At 68.3% G+C, this 17,576-nt stretch carries 15 protein-coding genes and 1 tRNA gene; 10 read left to right on the plus strand and 6 right to left on the minus strand.

Annotated elements, in window-relative coordinates; translation table 11 throughout:
* Window positions 1–23: 23 nt before the first annotated feature.
* On the plus strand, window positions 24–908 hold the full coding sequence (rfbA, locus tag CSW62_RS00315; protein WP_099575254.1) for a glucose-1-phosphate thymidylyltransferase RfbA: 885 nt from the start codon (window positions 24–26) through the stop codon (window positions 906–908).
* Between the two features lie 108 nt (window positions 909–1,016).
* Window positions 1,017–2,309: a serine hydrolase gene (locus CSW62_RS00320; RefSeq protein ID WP_199170479.1), complete on the plus strand. Its 1,293-nt coding sequence runs from the start codon at window positions 1,017–1,019 to the stop codon at window positions 2,307–2,309.
* 20 nt (window positions 2,310–2,329) lie between these two features.
* Here CSW62_RS00320 and CSW62_RS00325 read toward each other — a convergent pair whose 3' ends face one another.
* Window positions 2,330–2,764 (minus strand): COG3650 family protein, encoded by a 435-nt coding sequence (locus CSW62_RS00325; protein WP_099575255.1) that lies wholly within the window; start codon window positions 2,762–2,764, stop codon window positions 2,330–2,332.
* A gap of 47 nt (window positions 2,765–2,811) precedes the next feature.
* Between CSW62_RS00325 and CSW62_RS00330 the strand changes: the two genes are divergently transcribed.
* The 4 genes from CSW62_RS00330 (at window position 2,812) to CSW62_RS00345 (ending at window position 6,681) form a co-directional block, all read left to right on the plus strand.
* Complete coding sequence (locus CSW62_RS00330; protein WP_099575256.1) at window positions 2,812–3,936, plus strand: DNA cytosine methyltransferase; 1,125 nt, start codon at window positions 2,812–2,814, stop codon at window positions 3,934–3,936.
* A gap of 72 nt (window positions 3,937–4,008) precedes the next feature.
* Window positions 4,009–4,995 (plus strand): cysteine synthase A, encoded by a 987-nt coding sequence (gene cysK / locus CSW62_RS00335; protein ID WP_099575257.1) that lies wholly within the window; start codon window positions 4,009–4,011, stop codon window positions 4,993–4,995.
* Between the two features lie 8 nt (window positions 4,996–5,003).
* The gene (locus CSW62_RS00340; RefSeq protein WP_099575258.1) at window positions 5,004–6,215 is read left to right on the plus strand and encodes an NAD(P)/FAD-dependent oxidoreductase; all 1,212 of its coding nucleotides are present in this window, start codon (window positions 5,004–5,006) and stop codon (window positions 6,213–6,215) included.
* Between the two features lie 10 nt (window positions 6,216–6,225).
* A complete protein-coding gene (locus CSW62_RS00345) occupies window positions 6,226–6,681 on the plus strand; it encodes a very short patch repair endonuclease (protein ID WP_099575259.1) in 456 nt (151 codons plus the stop codon).
* Here the strand turns inward: CSW62_RS00345 and CSW62_RS00350 are convergent.
* From CSW62_RS00350 to CSW62_RS00360, 3 genes are all read right to left on the minus strand, one after another.
* Window positions 6,618–8,396 (minus strand): ATP-binding protein, encoded by a 1,779-nt coding sequence (locus tag CSW62_RS00350; RefSeq protein ID WP_099575260.1) that lies wholly within the window; start codon window positions 8,394–8,396, stop codon window positions 6,618–6,620. The two genes, CSW62_RS00345 and CSW62_RS00350, sit on opposite strands and share 64 nt — an antisense overlap.
* Window positions 8,397–8,583: 187 nt before the next feature.
* Window positions 8,584–8,877: a DUF167 domain-containing protein gene (locus tag CSW62_RS00355; RefSeq protein ID WP_099575261.1), complete on the minus strand. Its 294-nt coding sequence runs from the start codon at window positions 8,875–8,877 to the stop codon at window positions 8,584–8,586.
* Complete coding sequence (locus tag CSW62_RS00360) at window positions 8,864–9,178, minus strand: YggT family protein (protein WP_099575262.1); 315 nt, start codon at window positions 9,176–9,178, stop codon at window positions 8,864–8,866. Before CSW62_RS00360 ends, CSW62_RS00355 begins: the two co-directional genes overlap by 14 nt.
* Window positions 9,179–9,290: 112 nt before the next feature.
* Here CSW62_RS00360 and CSW62_RS00365 point away from each other — a divergent pair.
* Together CSW62_RS00365 and CSW62_RS00370 are read left to right on the plus strand one after the other, a co-directional pair.
* Window positions 9,291–9,366, plus strand: a tRNA-Ala gene (locus tag CSW62_RS00365).
* Window positions 9,367–9,548: 182 nt separating this feature from the next.
* Window positions 9,549–10,748, plus strand: coding sequence for a carbohydrate porin (locus tag CSW62_RS00370; protein WP_099575263.1), 1,200 nt, complete (start codon window positions 9,549–9,551; stop codon window positions 10,746–10,748).
* Window positions 10,749–10,766: 18 nt separating this feature from the next.
* Here CSW62_RS00370 and tkt read toward each other — a convergent pair whose 3' ends face one another.
* Window positions 10,767–12,728 (minus strand): transketolase, encoded by a 1,962-nt coding sequence (gene tkt, locus CSW62_RS00375; protein WP_099575264.1) that lies wholly within the window; start codon window positions 12,726–12,728, stop codon window positions 10,767–10,769.
* A 188-nt stretch (window positions 12,729–12,916) separates the two neighbouring features.
* Here tkt and CSW62_RS00380 point away from each other — a divergent pair, with 188 nt between their 5' ends.
* The gene (locus CSW62_RS00380) at window positions 12,917–14,956 is read left to right on the plus strand and encodes an NAD(+) synthase (protein WP_099575265.1); all 2,040 of its coding nucleotides are present in this window, start codon (window positions 12,917–12,919) and stop codon (window positions 14,954–14,956) included.
* A 91-nt stretch (window positions 14,957–15,047) separates the two neighbouring features.
* The gene (locus CSW62_RS00385; protein WP_099575266.1) at window positions 15,048–16,358 is read left to right on the plus strand and encodes a mannose-1-phosphate guanylyltransferase/mannose-6-phosphate isomerase; all 1,311 of its coding nucleotides are present in this window, start codon (window positions 15,048–15,050) and stop codon (window positions 16,356–16,358) included.
* Here CSW62_RS00385 and CSW62_RS00390 read toward each other — a convergent pair whose 3' ends face one another.
* On the minus strand, window positions 16,359–17,519 hold the full coding sequence (locus CSW62_RS00390) for an AGE family epimerase/isomerase (protein WP_099575267.1): 1,161 nt from the start codon (window positions 17,517–17,519) through the stop codon (window positions 16,359–16,361).
* Between the last annotated feature and the right edge of the window lie 57 nt (window positions 17,520–17,576).

A 17,576-nucleotide genomic window follows, 5' to 3' on the forward strand; every position in this document is an offset into this window, starting at 1 on the left:
TCAGGACTGAAGAAGAAGACGTAATGAAGGGCATTATCCTCGCGGGCGGATCGGGCACGCGCCTCCATCCCGTGACCATGGCGATCAGCAAGCAGCTGCTGCCCGTCTTCGACAAACCCATGATCTACTATCCGCTGTCGGTGCTGATGATGGCCGGCGTGCGCGATGTGCTGATCATCTCGACCCCGCGCGACCTGCCGCTGTTCGAGGGGCTGCTGGGTGACGGCGCCAAGTGGGGGATCAACATCACCTACGCCGAACAGGCCAATCCGAACGGCTTGGCCGAGGCCTATCGCATCGGCGCGGACTTTGTCGGCAATCAGCCGTCCGTGTTGGTGCTGGGCGACAACCTGTTCTACGGCGCGGGCCTTACCCGCATTCTGGAGGGGGCCAAGGAGCGCTCGAAGACCGGGGCCAGCGTCTTCGCCTATTTCGTCAACGATCCGCAGCGCTACGGCGTCGTCGAGTTCGACGCTACGGGCAAGGCCGTCTCGATCGAGGAAAAGCCGGAAAAGCCCCGCTCCAACTGGGCGGTGACCGGTCTCTATATGTACGATCACCGCGTCGTCGACTTCGCCCGCGACCTGAAGCCGTCGGCGCGCGGCGAGCTGGAGATCACCGACATCAACCGGCTCTATCTGGAAGCCGGAGACCTGTCGGTCGAACGCATGGGCCGGGGCTTCGCCTGGCTGGACACCGGCACCCACGACAGCCTGCTGGAGGCCTCGGAGTTCGTGCGCACGCTGGAGCACCGCCAGGGCCTGAAGATCGGTTGCGTGGAAGAGGTGGCCTATCAGAACGGCTGGATCTCGACCGAGCAGTTGATGGGCCTGGCCCACGACCTGGCCAAGTCGCCCTACGGCGCCTACCTGAAGCTGGTCGCCACCCAGGAGCGGGACCTGACCTGATCAGGGGCCGCGTCTACGACTACGACACGCTGGAAAAGCGGCCCGACGTCAGCGACAGTCCCCGTCATCATGGCCAACGCTGTCATGAGAAGCGTTCGGGGAGGCCACGTGTCCAAGAAGATCATCCTCGCCGTCATCGCGGCGACGCTGCTGGCCGTTCCGGCCGCGCCCGCCCTGGCTCGCCCGGCGTCGGCGGTTGAAGCTACGGCTCCGGTCAAGATCGAGCATCTTAAGATAAACGGGACCAGGATCGACGCGGCCCTGAAGGCCATGGTCGACAGCGGTCGGGCCGTGGGCGTCTCGGCCCTGGTCTGGCAGGACGGCCAGGAACGCTATTTCGGCGCCGCCGGCATGGCCGACCGCGAGGCGAGCAAGCCGATGCGCCGCGATACGCTGGTGCAGATCTTCTCGATGACCAAGCCGGTCACCGGCGTGGCGCTGATGCAGCTGTGGGAGCAGGGCAAGTTCGGCCTGGACGACCCGCTGTCGCGCTACCTGCCCGAATTCACCGACATGAAGGTGATGGACGCCCAGGGCAATGTCGTCCCGGCTAACCGACCGATCCTGATCCGCGATGTCCTGCGCCACACGGCCGGCTTCTCGTATGGCGGGCGCGGCCTTCCCGCCGACAAGGTCTATCAGACCGTCGATCCGCTGAACCTGAAGAACGATCTCGCCGAATTCAGCCGCCGCCTGGCCACCGTCCCGCTGCTCTACCAGCCGGGCGCGCAGTGGAGCTACAGCGCCGCCGTCGACGTCCAGGCCCGCCTGGTCGAGGTGTTGAGCGGCCAGCCCTACGAGGCCTACGCCAAGGCCCACATCCTCGACCCTTTGGGCATGACGCAGACCGGCTGGACTCAGCCCGAGGCCGCCTTCGCGCGGCTGGCCGCCACCTATAACAAGGGCGCCGATGGCAAGCTGGCCCGGCAGGACGACGCCGAAACCCGCAAGCTGAACTTCGACCCCAGCCGCCGCCTGACCATGGGCGGGGCGGGCCTCGTGGCCCCGATCGACGACTACGCCCGCTTCTCGCGCATGCTGCTGGGCGGCGGGACGCTGGACGGGGTGCGGATCCTCAAGCCCTCGACCGTCCGGCTGATGGGAACCGATCACCTGGACGCCCGCGTCACCGAGACCTGGTGGCTGCCCAGCAAGGGCTCGGTCGGCTTCGGCCTCGACTTCGCGGTCCGCAAGAGCCAGCCCAAGACGGCCGAGGAAAACCGCGGCGCGGTCGGCGAGTTCTTCTGGGACGGCCGGGAGACGACGCTGTTCTGGGTCGATCCGGCCAATAAGTTGACGGCCGTGTTCTTTGTCCAGACCTACCCGTTCGACGCCAGCCTGCACCGCGATTTCCGCGCGGCGGTCTATGGGCCGGGCTATCTGGGGCCCAAGGGAGACTGAAGAGCCCGTCGCGCGTCAACCTAGGGCCGGGGCTGAGCCGCCAGGTCCTGGGTCTTGGCGGCGCAGCCCCGCAGGGTTTCGCCGTCGATCCACACTTCTGCCGAATAGCCGTAGCGGCGATCGGACATGCCGTCCTTGCAATCGCCGGGCGTCAGGCGCAGGACGAGGCGTTGCTCGCCGACCGTCCCGTCCCAGACGCCCTGGTCGCCGTCGGCTCGCACGCCGGGATTGGCGGTGGCGACCTCCGGGTGGTCCGGACGGGCCAGGGTCATGCTGGCGGCCCGGATCTTGAGGCTCCAGAAGGGCTCGGTCCCGACCGCGTCGAAGTCGCCACCATAGTCCGGCCCGACCGTCACCGGCGCGTCGGCCGGCGGGGGCGCGTCCTCGTTCGAGCCCAGCGGCGCGTCGCAGGCGGTGAGGACGAAAAGGGCGGCGATCAGGACGGCGGTGCGCATGTCTCTGGCTATCCCGGCTAGGCCTGGAAAGGCTAGACTCTGCGTCGATGAATCGGAACGCTCGTCCCTCCTTCCTTGAATTCTTCGCCGGCGGCGGCATGGCCCGCCTTGGTCTGGGCGAAGGCTGGGCATGCGCCTTCGCCAACGACTTCGACGCGGTGAAGGCGGCGACCTATCGCGCCAACTTTCCGGACGCCGAAGGGCACTTCCACGAGGGCGACGTGTTCGCCCTGAGCGCCGACCTTTTGCCGACCACCGATCTGGCCTGGGCCTCCAGTCCCTGCCAGGACTTCAGTCTGGCGGGCGCGCGCGCGGGTCTGTCGGGCGGCAAGTCTTCGGCATTCTTCGGCTTCTGGACCCTGATGAAGGCCCTGTCGGCGCAGGGCCGCGCCCCGCCGGCGATCGTCATCGAGAACGTGGTCGGCCTGCTGACCTCGCACCATGGCGACGACTTCACCGCCCTGTGCGGGGTGCTCTCGGAAGAGGGCTACCGCTTCGGGGCGCTGGAGATCGACGCCGGCGCCTTCGTCCCGCAGTCGCGGCCGCGCGTCTTCGTGGTCGCCACCCGCCTGCCGACCGCAGCGCTGGAAGGCTCCAGCGCCTTCCACACCCGCGCCGTGCGCGAAGCGGCGGCGCGCCTGCCCGAGGACCTGCAGGCCCACTGGATCTGGTGGGGCGTCCCGTCGCCGCCGTCCCGCAACACCGACCTGGCCGTCGTGCTCGAGCCTGATGTCGCCGTGACCTGGAACCCGCCGGAGCGCACCGAGGCCCTGCTGGCCCTGATGGCTGACAGCCATCGTCAGGCGGTCGAGACGCGGCGCAAGGCGGGCGGCCGTTCGGTCGGCGCTGTGTTTCGCCGAATGCGCGGTGGCGAACAGCGCGCCGAGGTTCGGTTCGACGGTCTGGCGGGCTGCCTGCGTACGCCGCGGGGCGGCTCCTCTCGCCAGACACTGCTGGTCATCGAGAACGGTGAGGTCCGCTCGCGCCTGGTCAGCCCGCGCGAGGGCGCGCGCCTGATGGGGCTGCCGGACAGCTACGCCTTGCCGCGCTCGCAGACGGCGGGCTTGCAGGTGATTGGCGACGGTGTGGCGGTCCCGGTGGTCCGCTGGCTGGCCGAAAGCCTGTTGGAGCCGCTGCTCGATAGCAAAACTGCAAGCCTCGCCGCGGAATGACCCGCTGACAGTCCCCGCCTCGGGGGCTAGGGTGCGGCCCGCTTCCCGCAACCTAAGGCTCTGGGTTCTCAGATGGACGACGCTTCCTCCCTCTACGACGCCGTGCGTTTCAAGCGCGCTGGTCGCGGCAAGATCTATGACTCGATCATCGACACCATCGGCGACACGCCGCTGATCCGGCTGCCGCGCCTGTCGGCCGAGCTGAAGCCCAAGGGCGAGGTGCTGGCCAAGCTGGAGTTCTTCAACCCGATCGCTTCGGTCAAGGACCGCATCGGCGCGGCGATGATCGAGGCCCTTGAGTTCCAGGGCATACTGAAGCCTGGCGCGACGATCATCGAGCCGACCTCGGGCAATACCGGCATCGCCCTGGCCTTCGTGGCCGCCGCCAAGGGCTACAAGCTGATCCTGGTCATGCCCGAGAGCATGTCGATCGAGCGCCGCAAGATGCTGCTGCTGCTGGGCGCCAAGCTGGAATTGACCCCGGCGGAGAAGGGCATGCGCGGCGCTGTCGGCCGCGCCCAGGAACTCGTCGAGGCCACGCCCGGCGCGGTCATGCCCCAACAGTTCGAGAACGGCGCCAATCCGCTGGTCCACCGTGTGTCGACCGCCGAGGAAATCTGGAACGACACCAACGGCGCCGTCGACGCGGTGGTCTCCGGTGTCGGGACCGGCGGTACGATTACCGGCGTCGGCCAGGTGCTGAAGGCCCGCAAGCCGTCGCTGAAGATGGTCGCAGTCGAGCCGGAAGCCTCGGCCGTGCTGTCGGGCGGCGCGCCTGGTCCGCACAAGATCCAGGGCATCGGCGCTGGCTTCGTGCCGGGCATCCTGGATCGCGGCGTGATCGACGACATCGTCCAGGTCAGCAATGACGACGCCTTCGCCATGGCGCGCCGCGCGGCCAACACCGAGGGACTGCCGGTCGGCATCAGCTCGGGCGCGGCCCTGACGGCGGCCTTCGACCTGGCCCTGCGCGACGACTATGCCGGCAAGGTCATCGTGGCGATCATCCCCAGCTTCGCCGAACGCTACCTGTCCACGGCCCTGTTCGAGGGGCTCTGAGCCCCGCAGTGGGCGCGTCACTGCGCATCGGCGTCGTCGGGTGCGGCGTCGGCGGCATGGCCGCCGCGCTGGCCCTGGCGCGACGGGGCCACGCGGTGACCCTGCTGGAAGCCTTCGCCGCGCCCCGCCCCGTGGGTTCGGGCCTGCTGCTTCAGCCTACGGGCTTGGCGGCGCTGAAGGCGTTGGGTCTCGATGACGCGATCCGCGCCGCCGGGGCTCGCGTCGACCGGCTCGAGGGCAAGGACACGCGCAACCGCCGGGTCATGGACCTCGACTACGGCGACTGGCGAGCCGGCGCTCATGGGGTCGGCATCCATCGCGCGGTGCTGTTCGACACCCTGCATGATCAGCTGGCGCCGGCCGGTGTCGAGGTCGTCACCGATGCGCGCATTGTCCGGATTGAGGACCCGTCGCGACCGACCCTGCATGACCACAACGGCCGCGCCTTCGGGCCGTTTGACCTGGCCATTGTCGGCGACGGCTCGGCCTCGACCTTGCGGACCGCCGTGCGGCCCGGCGCACGCGCGCCGATCTATCCTTGGGGCGCGGTCTGGACCAACGCCAGCGACCCCGAAGGCCGCTTCGCCAACGCCCTGCGTCAGGTCTATCACCGCGCCGAGGTGATGACCGGGGTCCTTCCCGTCGGCCGAGGCGGCGCGGGCGAGACCGCTCAGGTCAGCCTGTTCTGGTCCGTGCCGGTCGCGGACATGGACGCCTTCCTGGCCGCCGACTTCGAGACCTGGCGGCGCGACCGCCTCGGGTCGCTGTGGCCCGAGGCCGCCGCCCTGCTCGACGGTCGAGCCGGCTGGGAAGGCTTTTCCCGCGCCGTCTATCGCGACGTGTCGGTTGGGCGCTGGAACCGCGAGGCCTGCGTGCTGATCGGCGACGCCGCCCACGGCACCAGCCCGCAACTGGGGCAGGGCGCCAATCTGGCCCTCGTCGACGCCGTCGAACTGGCCGCGCGCCTCGACCGCGACCACCGCCCGACCGCCGTGGCGGTCCGCGCCTGGCAGGACGACCGGCGGCGCCACACCGGGGTTTATCAACTGGTCTCCAAGGCGCTGACGCCGCTCTTCCAGGCCCATGGCGCGTTCTGGCCCGCGATCAGAGACCGGTTCTTCACGCCGATGTCGCGGTGGCCGGGCCTCAAGCAGCTCGGGGTGCTGCTGCTGACCGGGACCCTGCGGCTGGGCCGCTTTTCGCCCGAGACGCGGCCATGAGCGCCTCGGCATGACCACCGACGTCTACGATCAGGCCAAGCGCTCGGCCGTCATGGCGCGGGTAAAGAGCAAGAACACCAAGCCCGAAAAGGCCCTGCGTCGCATCCTGACGGGTCTGGGCGCCCGCTATCGCCTGCATCGCAAGGACCTGCCGGGAAATCCTGACCTTGTGATGCCGGGGCGCAAGCTGGCGATCTTCGTCCATGGCTGCTTCTGGCACGGGCATGACTGCGCGCGAGGCGCGCGGGTCCCCAAGGCCAATCGCGACTACTGGCTGGCCAAGGTGGCGCGCAACGTCGCCCGCGACGCGCGGTCGGTCGAGGCGCTGGGGGCGGCCGGCTGGCGGGTCGAGGTGGTCTGGGAGTGCGCCTTCAAGGACGAGGCGGCGCTGACCGCGCGGCTTCAGGCCCTGCTGGCCTCGACGTCGACGTCTTCGGGTGACGCGATCGCGTCCGCCAGGACCTGAGCCAGGGCGCTGAACAACTCGGCGGGGTCGATCGGCTTGGCGACGTGGGCGTTCATGCCGGCGGCGGCGCAGGCCTCCCAGTCCTTGGGCGTGGCCGAAGCCGTGACGGCGATCACCGGGATGTCGCGGTTGGGGCCATCGCGGGACCGCAGGATCTTCGTGGCTTCCCGGCCGTCCATCCCGGGCATGTAGAGGTCCATCAGCACCGCATCGAACACTTCCGAACGGAGGCGTTCGAGGGCCTCCTCGCCGGACTCCGTCAGCGTGGCGTCGACGCCGAACGGCTCCAGGACCAGTTCGATGGCCCGGCGGTTGACGACGTGATCGTCGACGACCAGCACCCGCAAGCCGGTGATCGAGCGGCTCTCGTCATCGGCGCGCGGCGTCTCGGCCGTTTCAAGCATCGCGATCAGGGTGAAGCGTGCGCCCTCACCCCCATCGCCTGGCTTGGAGGCGTTCGCGGCCGTCAGGTCGCCGCCCATCAGGCGGGCCAGTTCGCGGCTGATCGCAAGGCCCAGGCCCGAGCCGCCATACTGGCGGACGACGGTCGCGTTCAGCTGGTCGAACGGCGTGAAAAGGCGCGGCAGCGCGGCGTCGGGGATGCCGGGACCGGTGTCATGGACCGTGATCGACAGCTGGATCTGATCGCCGACGGGCTGGGCGTCGAGCAAGACGGTGACGTGGCCGCGCTCGGTGAACTTGATGGCGTTGCTGAGCAGGTTGTTCAGGACCTGCTTCAGCCGCATGGCGTCGCCGGCGGTCCAGCGCGGCAGGCTGGCCGCTCCCGTCACCCGCAGGCGCAGCCCTTTGCGGGCCGCTTCGGGGCGCCAGAAGCGCAGGGTGTCGGACAGGGCCTGGCGCAGGTTGAAGGCGCTCTTTTCCACCGACATGCGGCCGGCTTCCAGGCGCGAGAAGTCCAGCAGATCGTTCAGCAGGGTGCGCATCAACCCGCCCGCGTCGGCGATCAGCTGGGCGTGGACCTTGGAACTGGCCTCGGGGACCTCGCTGTGCAGGCGCGCGGCCCCGGCCAGGATGGCGCTGATCGGGGTGCGCAGCTCGTGACTGATCATCGCCACGAAGGCGGACTTCGCGGCCACGGCCTCCTCGGCCTCGTGGCGGCGGCGCTCGGCCTCGGCCTTGGCGTCAGCCTCGGCCTTCAGGGCCGCGTCAAGGGTTCGGCTGGCCACGGCGACCGAGGCGATCATCAAGATCGCCCCAAACCACAGCACATCCGCGAGATTGGCGCCCGGATTGGCCGCCTTGGCCACGAACGGGACGACCAGCAGATAGAGCACGTGGGGCGTGGAGGCCATCAGGGTGGCCGAGCGATTGCCGGCGTTGATCACCACCACGTTCAGCAGTGCGCCCGCCAGCAACATGCCGCCCAGGGTCGGCGCGAAACGGATGTGCGATGAAAACAGCACGATCGACAGGGCGCCGAACGCCGTCGAGGTGATGGCTGGGGCCACGAAGGCGGCCAGGCGACGCCAGGTCGCGACAGGGGCGTCCGGATCGATCATCGAGGGGCGGCGCACCCAGAGCCCGATCGCGCAGCAGAGCAGGTAGGCCAGAGCCCACAGCCAGCCCCAGGTCGTATGCAGATAGACCTGCATCACCACGGCGATGACGACCGTCGCCACCACGCGCAGATACGTGTCCGCAAGCCGCGAAGCGGTGACGCGCGCTACGTCTCCCTGCACTTCCATCGTCGACATGGACGCCCGCACCCCTGAGGGATTCCCCGATCCCCTTCACAACCAAGGCTAGGCGCGAAGGACTAAAGGGAAATAAAAAATCCCCGGCTCGTCAACGGCTTGGTCCGCGCACGGCCTTGGGCAATATTTTGCGCCAGGCGTTCGGCATGCGCGCTTCTCGGGTAATTTTTTCCTTTTTGGAGTCGAATTAAGGGCGCGGGCCGAAAGCCTCCTCAAGGTTGGCGCCGGTGACGCCGTCAAGTTCCAACCTCTTGACGCGGGCGGTCTCCCCGGCGACCAGCCGAACGGCCGATCGCGGGATCTTGAGGGTCTTGGCCAGGAAGACCAAAAGAGCGGCGTTGGCCGCGCCGTCGACCGGCGGGCTGGAGACGCGCACCTTCAGATAGGGCCGCCCGTCGCCGTCCAGCGCCCAGCCGTCCACCGCGTCGCGACCGCCGCGCGGGGTCAACCGAACGGCCACGATTTCCTTAGCCAAGGAGATTCAGCAGCGTGCCTTGCAGGGCCGGCATGATGAACAGCTGGATGCCGCGCAGCAGCAGCAGCACGACGATCGGGCTGATGTCGACGCCGCCGATCGACGGAATGATCCGGCGGAAAGGCGCGAGAATCGGGTCGGTGACGCGGTCCAGGAAGGTCGCCACGTTGTAGACGAACTGGTTGCGCCGATTGATCACATCGAAGGCGAACAGCCAGCTCAGGATCGCCGAGATGACGATCGCCCACCACAGCAGGTCGAGCAGGGCGTTGATGATGAAGAAGACGAGATTGATGATCGGCGCCATGGGATTTCCGTCTGATGCCTCAGCTTCTTGCCGCGCCCGGAGGTTGCTGGCAAGGCGTGGTGATAACCCCGCTTGACGTTCGCGCTCAGGGGCCGTATCTCCGCCGCTCCTTGGGGCCGTAGCTCAGATGGTAGAGCGCCTCGTTCGCAATGAGGAGGTCAGGGGTTCGATTCCCCTCGGCTCCACCAAGGACCTTCCCTAGAAATCTCCATCCATGTCGATCGGCCGCCACGGTCGATCTCCGCACGTTCTTGCCTTTGAGCTTTGGCGGCGTGCGACGACACGCCACAGGCCCGGTTTACCGGATGGCGCCCCCTCCCGAGCGATCACGGTCATGCCCGATCGAACGTCGGGGCAGCCGGGGGCAAGGATGCGCCAATCTCAGGCCAATAGGGCGAAGACCAACCGGGCCGCCAGTCGTTTGGCGGTCGCCGCGTTCCTGATCGCCGCCGGGGGCCTGGCCGCCCCTGCCGCGCACGCCGAGGACCGCGCCTTCAAGCTCAGCGGCGCCTATACAGGCGATATCGCGGGCACGGTGAGCGGAGGGCTCGCCAAGCGCCGCCGCGTGCTGGACGACCTGCAAGTCTTCGGCGACCTCGACCTCGACAAGGCCGTCGGCTGGAAGGGCGCGAGCGCCCACTTCGAGCTGCTGAACAACAGCGGCGGCATGCCGAACGAGGATGCAGGTACGCTGCAGGGCGTCGACAATATCGAGGTCACGCGCCACCGCGCCCGCCTCTTCGAGGCCTGGGTCGAACAGGGCTTTGGGGACAAGGGCTCCATTCGCGCCGGCCTCTACGACCTCAACAGCGAATTCTATGCCAACGACAGCGCCGGCATGCTGCTGGCGCCGGCCTTCGGCATCGGCTCGGAACTGGCGGCCACGGGCCCGAACGGCCCGTCGATCTTCCCGTCCACGTCCCTGGCCGTGCGCTTGCGCTGGACGCCCGACGCGCACGTCTACGCCCAAGCCGCAGCGCTCAACGCCAATGCCGGCGTGCTGGGTGACCCGGGCGGGATCAAGACCTCGCTCGATAACGGCCTGCTGCTGATCGCCGAGGCCGGCTGGCAGGGTCGGGGCAAGGTGGCGTTCGGCGCGTGGCGCTATACCGACAAGCAGGACGACATCCGTTTCCTGGCCCCGTCGGGCGATCCCGCCCCGGCGACGGCGCACGGCGCCTATGTGCTGCTGGAGCGCCGCCTGACCGGCGAGGCGGATGTTCGCAGGACGACCGCCTTCGCCCGCCTGGGCGTCTCCGACGGCGACACCACCGCATTTAGAGGCGGCTGGCAGGCGGGCATGCTGGTGGAGCACGTCTTCGAGAGCCGGCCCGATAGCGCCTTCTCGATCGGCGTCAACCAGGCGTTCCTGTCGGGCAAGTACCGCGACAACGCCATCGACGCCGGCCTGCGCCTGAGACGCGCGGAAAGCGCGATCGAAGTGACCTATGCGGATAAGATCGGGCCGGTCACCATCCAGCCCGACATCCAGTACTTGATGGATCCTGGCGCCGAAAGCGGTGTGGGCCACGCCTTGGTGGCGATCCTGCGGATCGGGGTGGAGTTCTAAACCCCACCCCTTCGGCGATCAGGCGCCGGCGGCTTCGGCGACGGCTTCGGCGGTGATGCCGAATTCCTTGTAGAGGCGCTCGAACGGGGCCGAGGCGCCGAAGCTCTTCATGCCGACGAACTTGCCGTCCTCGCCGATGAAGCGCTCCCAGCCCATCTTGATGCCGGCCTCGACGGCGACGCGCACCGGCGCCGTGCCGATGACGGAAGCCTGGTAGGCGGCGTCCTGCTTGTCGAACAGTTCCCAGCAGGGGGTCGAGACGACGCGGGTGGGCTTGCCGTTGGCCTGCAGGATGTCGCGCGCAGCGACGGCGACGCCAACCTCGGTGCCCGAGGCGAAGATCGTCACCTCGGCTTCGCCGCCCTCGGCCGCCAGCAGCTCATAGGCGCCCTTGGCCGACAGGTCGCCACCGCCGGTGCGGACGTGCGGAGTCTTCTGGCGCGACAGGGCCATGACCGAGGGGGTGCGCTGGTGTTGCAGGGCGACCTTCCAGCACTCGGCGGCTTCCACCGCGTCGGCCGGGCGGAAGACCAGCAGGTTCGGGATGGCGCGCAGGGACGCGACCTGTTCCACCGGCTGGTGGGTCGGACCGTCCTCGCCCAGGCCGATGGAGTCGTGGGTCATCACGTGGATGACGCGGGCTTCCATCAAAGCTCCAAGACGAATCGCCGCGCGGCTGTAGTCGGCGAAGGCCAGGAAGGTGCCCGAATACGGGATCACGCCGCCGTGCAGCGACATGCCATTCATGGCCGCGGCCATGCCGAACTCGCGCACGCCATAGTGGACGTAGCGGCCGGTGTATTCCGGCGCGTCGAAGGCGCCCATGCCCTTGACCAGGGTGTTGTTCGAGCCGGTCAGGTCGGCCGAGCCGCCGATCATGTCCGGGATCGCGGGGATCAGCTGGTCCAGGGCCGAGCCCGAGTGGACGCGGGTGGCGTTGACCGGCTTGGTCTCTACGGCCTTGGCGATGTGGGCGTCGAGCGCTTCGAAAGCGCTTTCCGGCAACTCGCCCGCCATGGCGCGCTTGAAGTCGCTGGCATTGATCGAAGCGGCCAGCTTGGCCTCCCAGGCCTTGCGGACCTTGGCGCCGCGACGGCCGACGCTCTTCCAGGCCGTGGCGATGTCGCCCGGCACGGTGAACGGCTCGGCGTCCCAGCCCATGGCGACGCGGGCGTCGCGGATCTGGTCGTCGAACAGGGTGTAGCCGTGGCTGTGGGGGTCGCCTTCTTTCGGACCCGCGCCCTTCGAGATCAGCGTCTTGCACGCGATCATGGTCGGGCGGTCCTGCTTGGTGGCCCAGCGCAGGGCGGCGGCGATCTTCGCATGATCGTGGCCGTCGACCACCTTCACGGCCCAGCCGGCGGCCTTGAAGCGGCCGACCTGGTCGCCGGTCTCGGCGATGGTCGCCTCGCCGTCGATGGTGGTGTTGTTGTCGTCGAACAGCACCGTCAGCTTGTTCAGCTTCAGGCGGCCGGCGATGCTGATGGCCTCGTGGCTGACGCCTTCCATCAGGCAGCCGTCGCCGGCAATCACCCAGGTGCGGTGGTCGACGAGCTCAGAGCCAAAGCGGCCGGCCAGATGGGCTTCGGCCATCGCCATGCCGACGGCGGTGGCCAGGCCCTGGCCCAGCGGACCGGTCGTGGTCTCGACGCCGGGGGTGTGATGCACTTCCGGGTGGCCGGGGGTCAGCGACCCCCACTGACGGAAGTTCTCGATCTCCTTCATCGTCACGGCCTTGAAGCCGGTCAGGTGAAGTAGGGAATAGAGCAGCATCGAGCCGTGACCTGCCGACAGCACGAAGCGGTCGCGGTCGTGCCAGTTCGGCTGAGACGCGTCGAACTTCAGGAACTTACCCCACAGGACGGTCGCGACGTCGGCCATGCCCATCGGCATGCCCTGGTGGCCGGACTTGGCCTTGTGCACGGCGTCCATGGAAAGGACGCGGATCGCGTCGGCCATCTTGATGGGCGAAACGGGCATGGGGGCTTCCGTCTTTTCTATGTTTTGCGGGGCTGCGCGAGGGGCGCACTCGCATGGGAACCCCCGGGGGTCAACCCGCGCGGGGCTTCTGGCGACATGTTGAGGACGCTATGCAACATCGTCCGGGGGCGTTATAGGTGAAGCCAGACTTATGCTCAATTTAAGCATAACCCTGAAAGGCCGGTTCCTTGGGTAGTCCGTCGTTCTTCTCGCCCTATCGCCACGGCTTCGTCCGCGTGGCCACCGCCGTTCCCAAGGTGAAACTGGCCGATCCGGCGGCCAATGCGCGGAGCGTGCTGGCCCTGGCCCGCGAGGCGCATGAGGCCGGCGTGGCGGTCATCGTGTTCCCCGAGCTTGGCCTGACTGGCTACACGATCGATGACCTGCTGCAGCAGGACGTGCTGCTGGACGCGGTCGAGACGGCCGTCGCGACCCTGGTAGAGGCCAGCGCCGACCTTGCGCCGATGATCGTGGTCGGCGCGCCGCTTCGAGACAACGCACGGCTCTACAACACCGCCGTGGCGATCCACGGCGGCAAGGTGCTGGGCGTCGTGCCCAAAAGCTTCCTGCCCAACTATCGCGAGTTCTACGAGCGCCGCTGGTTCACGCCGGGCGCCGGCGTGACGGGCAAGCTCCTGACCCTGGCCGGACACAGCGCGCCGTTCGGGACCGACGTCCTGTTCCACGGCGAGGGCGTGACGCCGTTCACCGTCGGCGTCGAGATCTGCGAGGATGTCTGGACGCCCACCCCGCCCAGCACCACCCAGGCCATGGCTGGGGCCGAGATCCTGCTGAACCTCTCGGCCAGCAATATCACCATCGGCAAGTCCGAGACGCGTCGCCTGCTCTGCGCCAGCCAGTCGTCGCGGATGATCGCGGCCTATGTCTATTCGGCGGCCGGGGCGGGCGAGAGTTCGACGGACCTGGCCTGGGACGGCCATGTCGACATACACGAGATGGGCGCCCTGCTGGCCCAGAGCCCGCGGTTCTCGACCGGCGCGGCCTGGACCTTCGCCGACATCGACGTCGACCGCCTGCGCCAGGAGCGGATGCGGGTCGGCAGCTTTGGCGACGCCATGGCGCTGAGCCCGCCCAAGGTCCCGTTCCGGACGGTGGGCTTCGCCTTCCAGCCGCCGCCCGGTGACTTGGCCCTGGCCCGCCCGATCGAGCGCTTTCCGTTCACGCCGTCGGATCCCGCCAAGCTGCGCGAGAACTGCTACGAGGCCTATAATATCCAAGTCCAGGGGCTGGCCCGGCGGCTGGAGGCTTCGGGGCTCAAGAAGCTGGTCATCGGCATCTCCGGCGGCCTCGACTCGACCCAGGCCCTGCTGGTGGCGGCCAAGGCGGTCGACCAACTGGGACTGCCGCGCGCCAACATCCTGGCCTACACCCTGCCGGGCTTCGCCACCTCGGATCGCACCAAGGACAATGCCTGGGCGCTGATGCGGGCCATGGGCGTCACCGCCGCCGAGCTCGATATCCGTCCGGCCGCGACCCAGATGCTGAAGGACCTCGACCACCCGTTCGGGCGCGGCGAGGCGGTCTACGACGTGACCTTCGAAAACGTGCAGGCGGGCCTACGGACGGACTACCTCTTCCGCCTGGCAAACCATAACGCGGCGCTCGTGGTCGGGACCGGCGATCTGTCCGAGTTGGCCTTGGGCTGGTGCACCTACGGCGTTGGCGACCACATGAGCCACTACAATCCCAATTGCGGGGCGGCCAAGACGCTGATCCAGCACCTGATCCGCTTCGTGGCCCATTCCGGCGACGTCGACGCGGCCACCACGGCGCTGCTGGAGGACATACTGGCCACCGAGATCTCGCCGGAACTGGTGCCGGGCGAGAAGGCTCAGGCCACCGAAAGCTTTGTCGGGCCGTACGCCCTGCAGGATTTCAACCTCTACTACATGACGCGCTACGGCATGGCGCCGTCCAAGATCGCCTTCCTGGCCTGGACCGCCTGGCATGACGCGGAAAAGGGCGGCTGGCCCGTCGGCCTGCCGGACGACGCGAGGCGCGCCTACGACCTGGCCGAGATCAAGCGCTGGCTGGAGCTTTTCCTGAAGCGGTTCTTCGCCAACCAGTTCAAGCGCTCGGCCGTACCCAACGGACCGAAGATTTCGTCGGGCGGCGCCCTCTCGCCGCGCGGCGACTGGCGGATGCCGTCCGATGTCACCGCAGACGCATGGTTGGCGGAACTGCACGCGGGGACGCCAAGCGGATGAAAACTCTTCGTTCCGCTGCGCTTTGCCTTTAAACACCCTTCGCAATAAGGCCCTATCAGGGGTCAAAGACTATGACGCGGTGGGGTTTATCTTGGCTTCGATCTATCCGGTGATCCTGTGCGGCGGCTCAGGCACGCGGCTTTGGCCCGCGTCGCGCAGCGATCAGCCCAAGCAGTTCCTGAAGCTGGTCGGCGACCTTTCCTCCTTTCAGGAAACCGTGCTGCGGGTGAAGGACATTCCCGGCGTCGCCGAGATCGTCATTGTCACCGGCGAGGCGATGATCGGCTTCGTCTCTGAGCAGACCGCAGAGATCGGCGTCCTCGTCACCATCCTGGTCGAACCCGAGGCCCGCGACAGCGCCCCCGCCGTGGCCGCGGCCGCCGCCTATGTAGAAGGCCAGGACCCGGACGGCGTCGTGCTGATGCTAGCCGCCGACCACCACATCGCCCAGCCTGAGATCTTCCGGGACGCCGCCGTCACCGCCGCCAAGGCGGCCGAGCAGGATCTGATCGTCACCTTCGGCGTGCAGCCCACCGTGCCGGCCACGGGCTTCGGCTACATCCGCCCGGGCGCGCCGCTGCTGGACGGCTCCGTTAATGCGGTGGCGGCCTTCGTCGAGAAGCCCGACCAGGCGACCGCCGAGCGCTATCTGCTGGAAGGCTATCTCTGGAACAGCGGCAACTTCGCGTTCAAGGCCTCTACCCTGCTGGCGGAGTTCGAGGCCTTCGAGCCGTCGGTCGCCGCCGCCGCCAAGGCCTGCGTCGCCCTGCTCAAGCTGGACGCGAGCCTCGGCCGCCTGGACCGTGAGACCTTCGCCCAGGCCAAGAAGATCTCGCTCGACTACGCGGTTATGGAGCACACCCAGAAGGCCGCCGTCGTGCCGGCCGCCTTCGCCTGGTCGGACCTGGGCGCCTGGGACGCGATCTGGGAGGCGTCGATCCGGGACCATGACGGCAACGCCCAGGACGGCGATGTCGACCTGCACGGCGCCACGAACGTCCTGGTCCGCACTACGGGACCCTATGTCGGCGTCATCGGCGTCAGCGACATCGTCGTGGTGGTCGAGGCCGACGCGGTTCTCGTCTGCCACCGCAAGGACAGCCAGGCGGTGAAGACCCTGGTCGACGGCCTGAAGGCCAAGGGGCGCTCGATCGCCTCACGCAAGAGCGCGGCTCCGAACGGGACGGAGACCCTGGTCTCGACCGACGGTTTCGACGTCGAGCTGCGCCGCGTCCCCGGAGGCGATGTGGTGGCCTTGCCGGCCTCGACCGTGCAGGTGCTGGAAGGCGCGCTGGAGATGGACGGCGACGTCTACGCCGCCGGCGCCCTGATCCCCCTGGACGCCGAGGCGCGGGCGCGCGCCATCGGCGCGGTGACTCTGCTGGTCACGAAGCCGCGCTAGTTAGGCCTGGGCCGCGCTGACCGCCCGGTCGAACTCCGCGATAGCGCAAGTGATGTGATAGAACGAGCTGGCGGGCGCCGGCTCCTCCACGAAGGTCTCGTCGGCCTGGTATTTGTCGCGCCACAGGCCTGGAACCGGCGTGCGGAGATAGGTCATCAGGCCTTCAGCGCCGGCGGCGGCCATGTCCCACCAGCGGGCCTCGCCGGTGATCTGGGCGGCCAGCACAGAGGCTTTGATGCGCTCGGTCTGGGGCCAGAGGCGAGCGCTGTTGTCGTGGATCGAGTAGTCGTCCAGCAAAGCGTTGACCGCCACCCCGCGCGCCAGGTCGACGCCATGGGCCTCGCCAGCCTCGATCATCTTCAGGGCGGCGACGATCGCATCGTCGCGGTCCGCCAGCCTACCCCAGCGCAGCAGTAGCCAGCCCCATTCGAACTGATGGCCCGGCTCGCAGATACGGCCCTCGACGCCGGGCGCGGGGTTCCAGTCGAGATCGAAGAACTCGCGGATCTGACCGCTCTCCGCGTGGGTAAACTTGGTCAGCGCCAGACCGCCGATCTCGTCGGCCAAGGCGCGCCAGGACGGATCGTCGTCGACCTCGTTCCAGGCCAGCATGGCCTCGAACAGATGCATGTGCGGGTTGGACTGCAGCGGCGTGGTCGGCGGATTGCTCAGGTGGAATCCGGCCAGCGGATGCTTACGCTCGGCGCGGAGCTTCTCGAGCAGGTGGACGGCGATCGCCTTGGTCTCTGCCTTACGATCCGGCAGCGCCTTGGCCACGGCCGCCAGGGCGAACAGAGCGAAAGCCTGGTCGTAAAGATCAGCGGTGTCGTCCAGGCTCTCGCCGTTCGGACCGATCAGGGCGCGGAACAGGCCGTCGGGCCGGCGGTAGGCTTTCAGATAGAAGGCCAGGCCATGGGCGACCGCCTCGCGCCAAGGGCCTGTCCAGCCCAGCTCGCCGGCCAGGGCATAGGAAAAGATCTGCCGGGGCAGCACGCGGCCGCGGCGCGGGCCGTCCACCGGCTGGCCGTCGAGATCGATCTTCTCGAAGAAGCCGCCCTTTACATGGTCGGCGCCGGTCTCCCACCACAGCGGATAGGCGGCCTCCAGCGCCCAGGTCTTCAGGCGGTCGCGCAGGCGGGCGGCGTCGGCGAAGGCGGTCATCGAGAGCTCCAGAGGATCCCTTCTTCTAGGGAGCTTGCGCGACGAGGCCAAGACGGA

This window comes from Caulobacter sp. FWC2 (assembly GCF_002742625.1).
Taxonomy (GTDB): domain Bacteria; phylum Pseudomonadota; class Alphaproteobacteria; order Caulobacterales; family Caulobacteraceae; genus Caulobacter.

Bases quoted from the DNA above. Each gene is read 5' to 3' on its own strand.
- CSW62_RS00345 (WP_099575259.1), top strand. From the start codon at position 6,226: ATGACCACCGACGTCTACGATCAGGCCAAGCGCTCGGCCGTCATGGCG.
- CSW62_RS00370 (WP_099575263.1), top strand. From the start codon at position 9,549: ATGCGCCAATCTCAGGCCAATAGGGCGAAGACCAACCGGGCCGCCAGT.
- CSW62_RS00330 (WP_099575256.1), top strand. From the start codon at position 2,812: ATGAATCGGAACGCTCGTCCCTCCTTCCTTGAATTCTTCGCCGGCGGC.
- rfbA (WP_099575254.1), top strand. From the start codon at position 24: ATGAAGGGCATTATCCTCGCGGGCGGATCGGGCACGCGCCTCCATCCC.
- cysK (WP_099575257.1), top strand. From the start codon at position 4,009: ATGGACGACGCTTCCTCCCTCTACGACGCCGTGCGTTTCAAGCGCGCT.
- CSW62_RS00360 (WP_099575262.1), bottom strand. From the start codon at position 9,178: ATGGCGCCGATCATCAATCTCGTCTTCTTCATCATCAACGCCCTGCTC.
- CSW62_RS00390 (WP_099575267.1), bottom strand. From the start codon at position 17,519: ATGACCGCCTTCGCCGACGCCGCCCGCCTGCGCGACCGCCTGAAGACC.
- CSW62_RS00350 (WP_099575260.1), bottom strand. From the start codon at position 8,396: ATGTCGACGATGGAAGTGCAGGGAGACGTAGCGCGCGTCACCGCTTCG.
- tkt (WP_099575264.1), bottom strand. From the start codon at position 12,728: ATGCCCGTTTCGCCCATCAAGATGGCCGACGCGATCCGCGTCCTTTCC.
- CSW62_RS00325 (WP_099575255.1), bottom strand. From the start codon at position 2,764: ATGCGCACCGCCGTCCTGATCGCCGCCCTTTTCGTCCTCACCGCCTGC.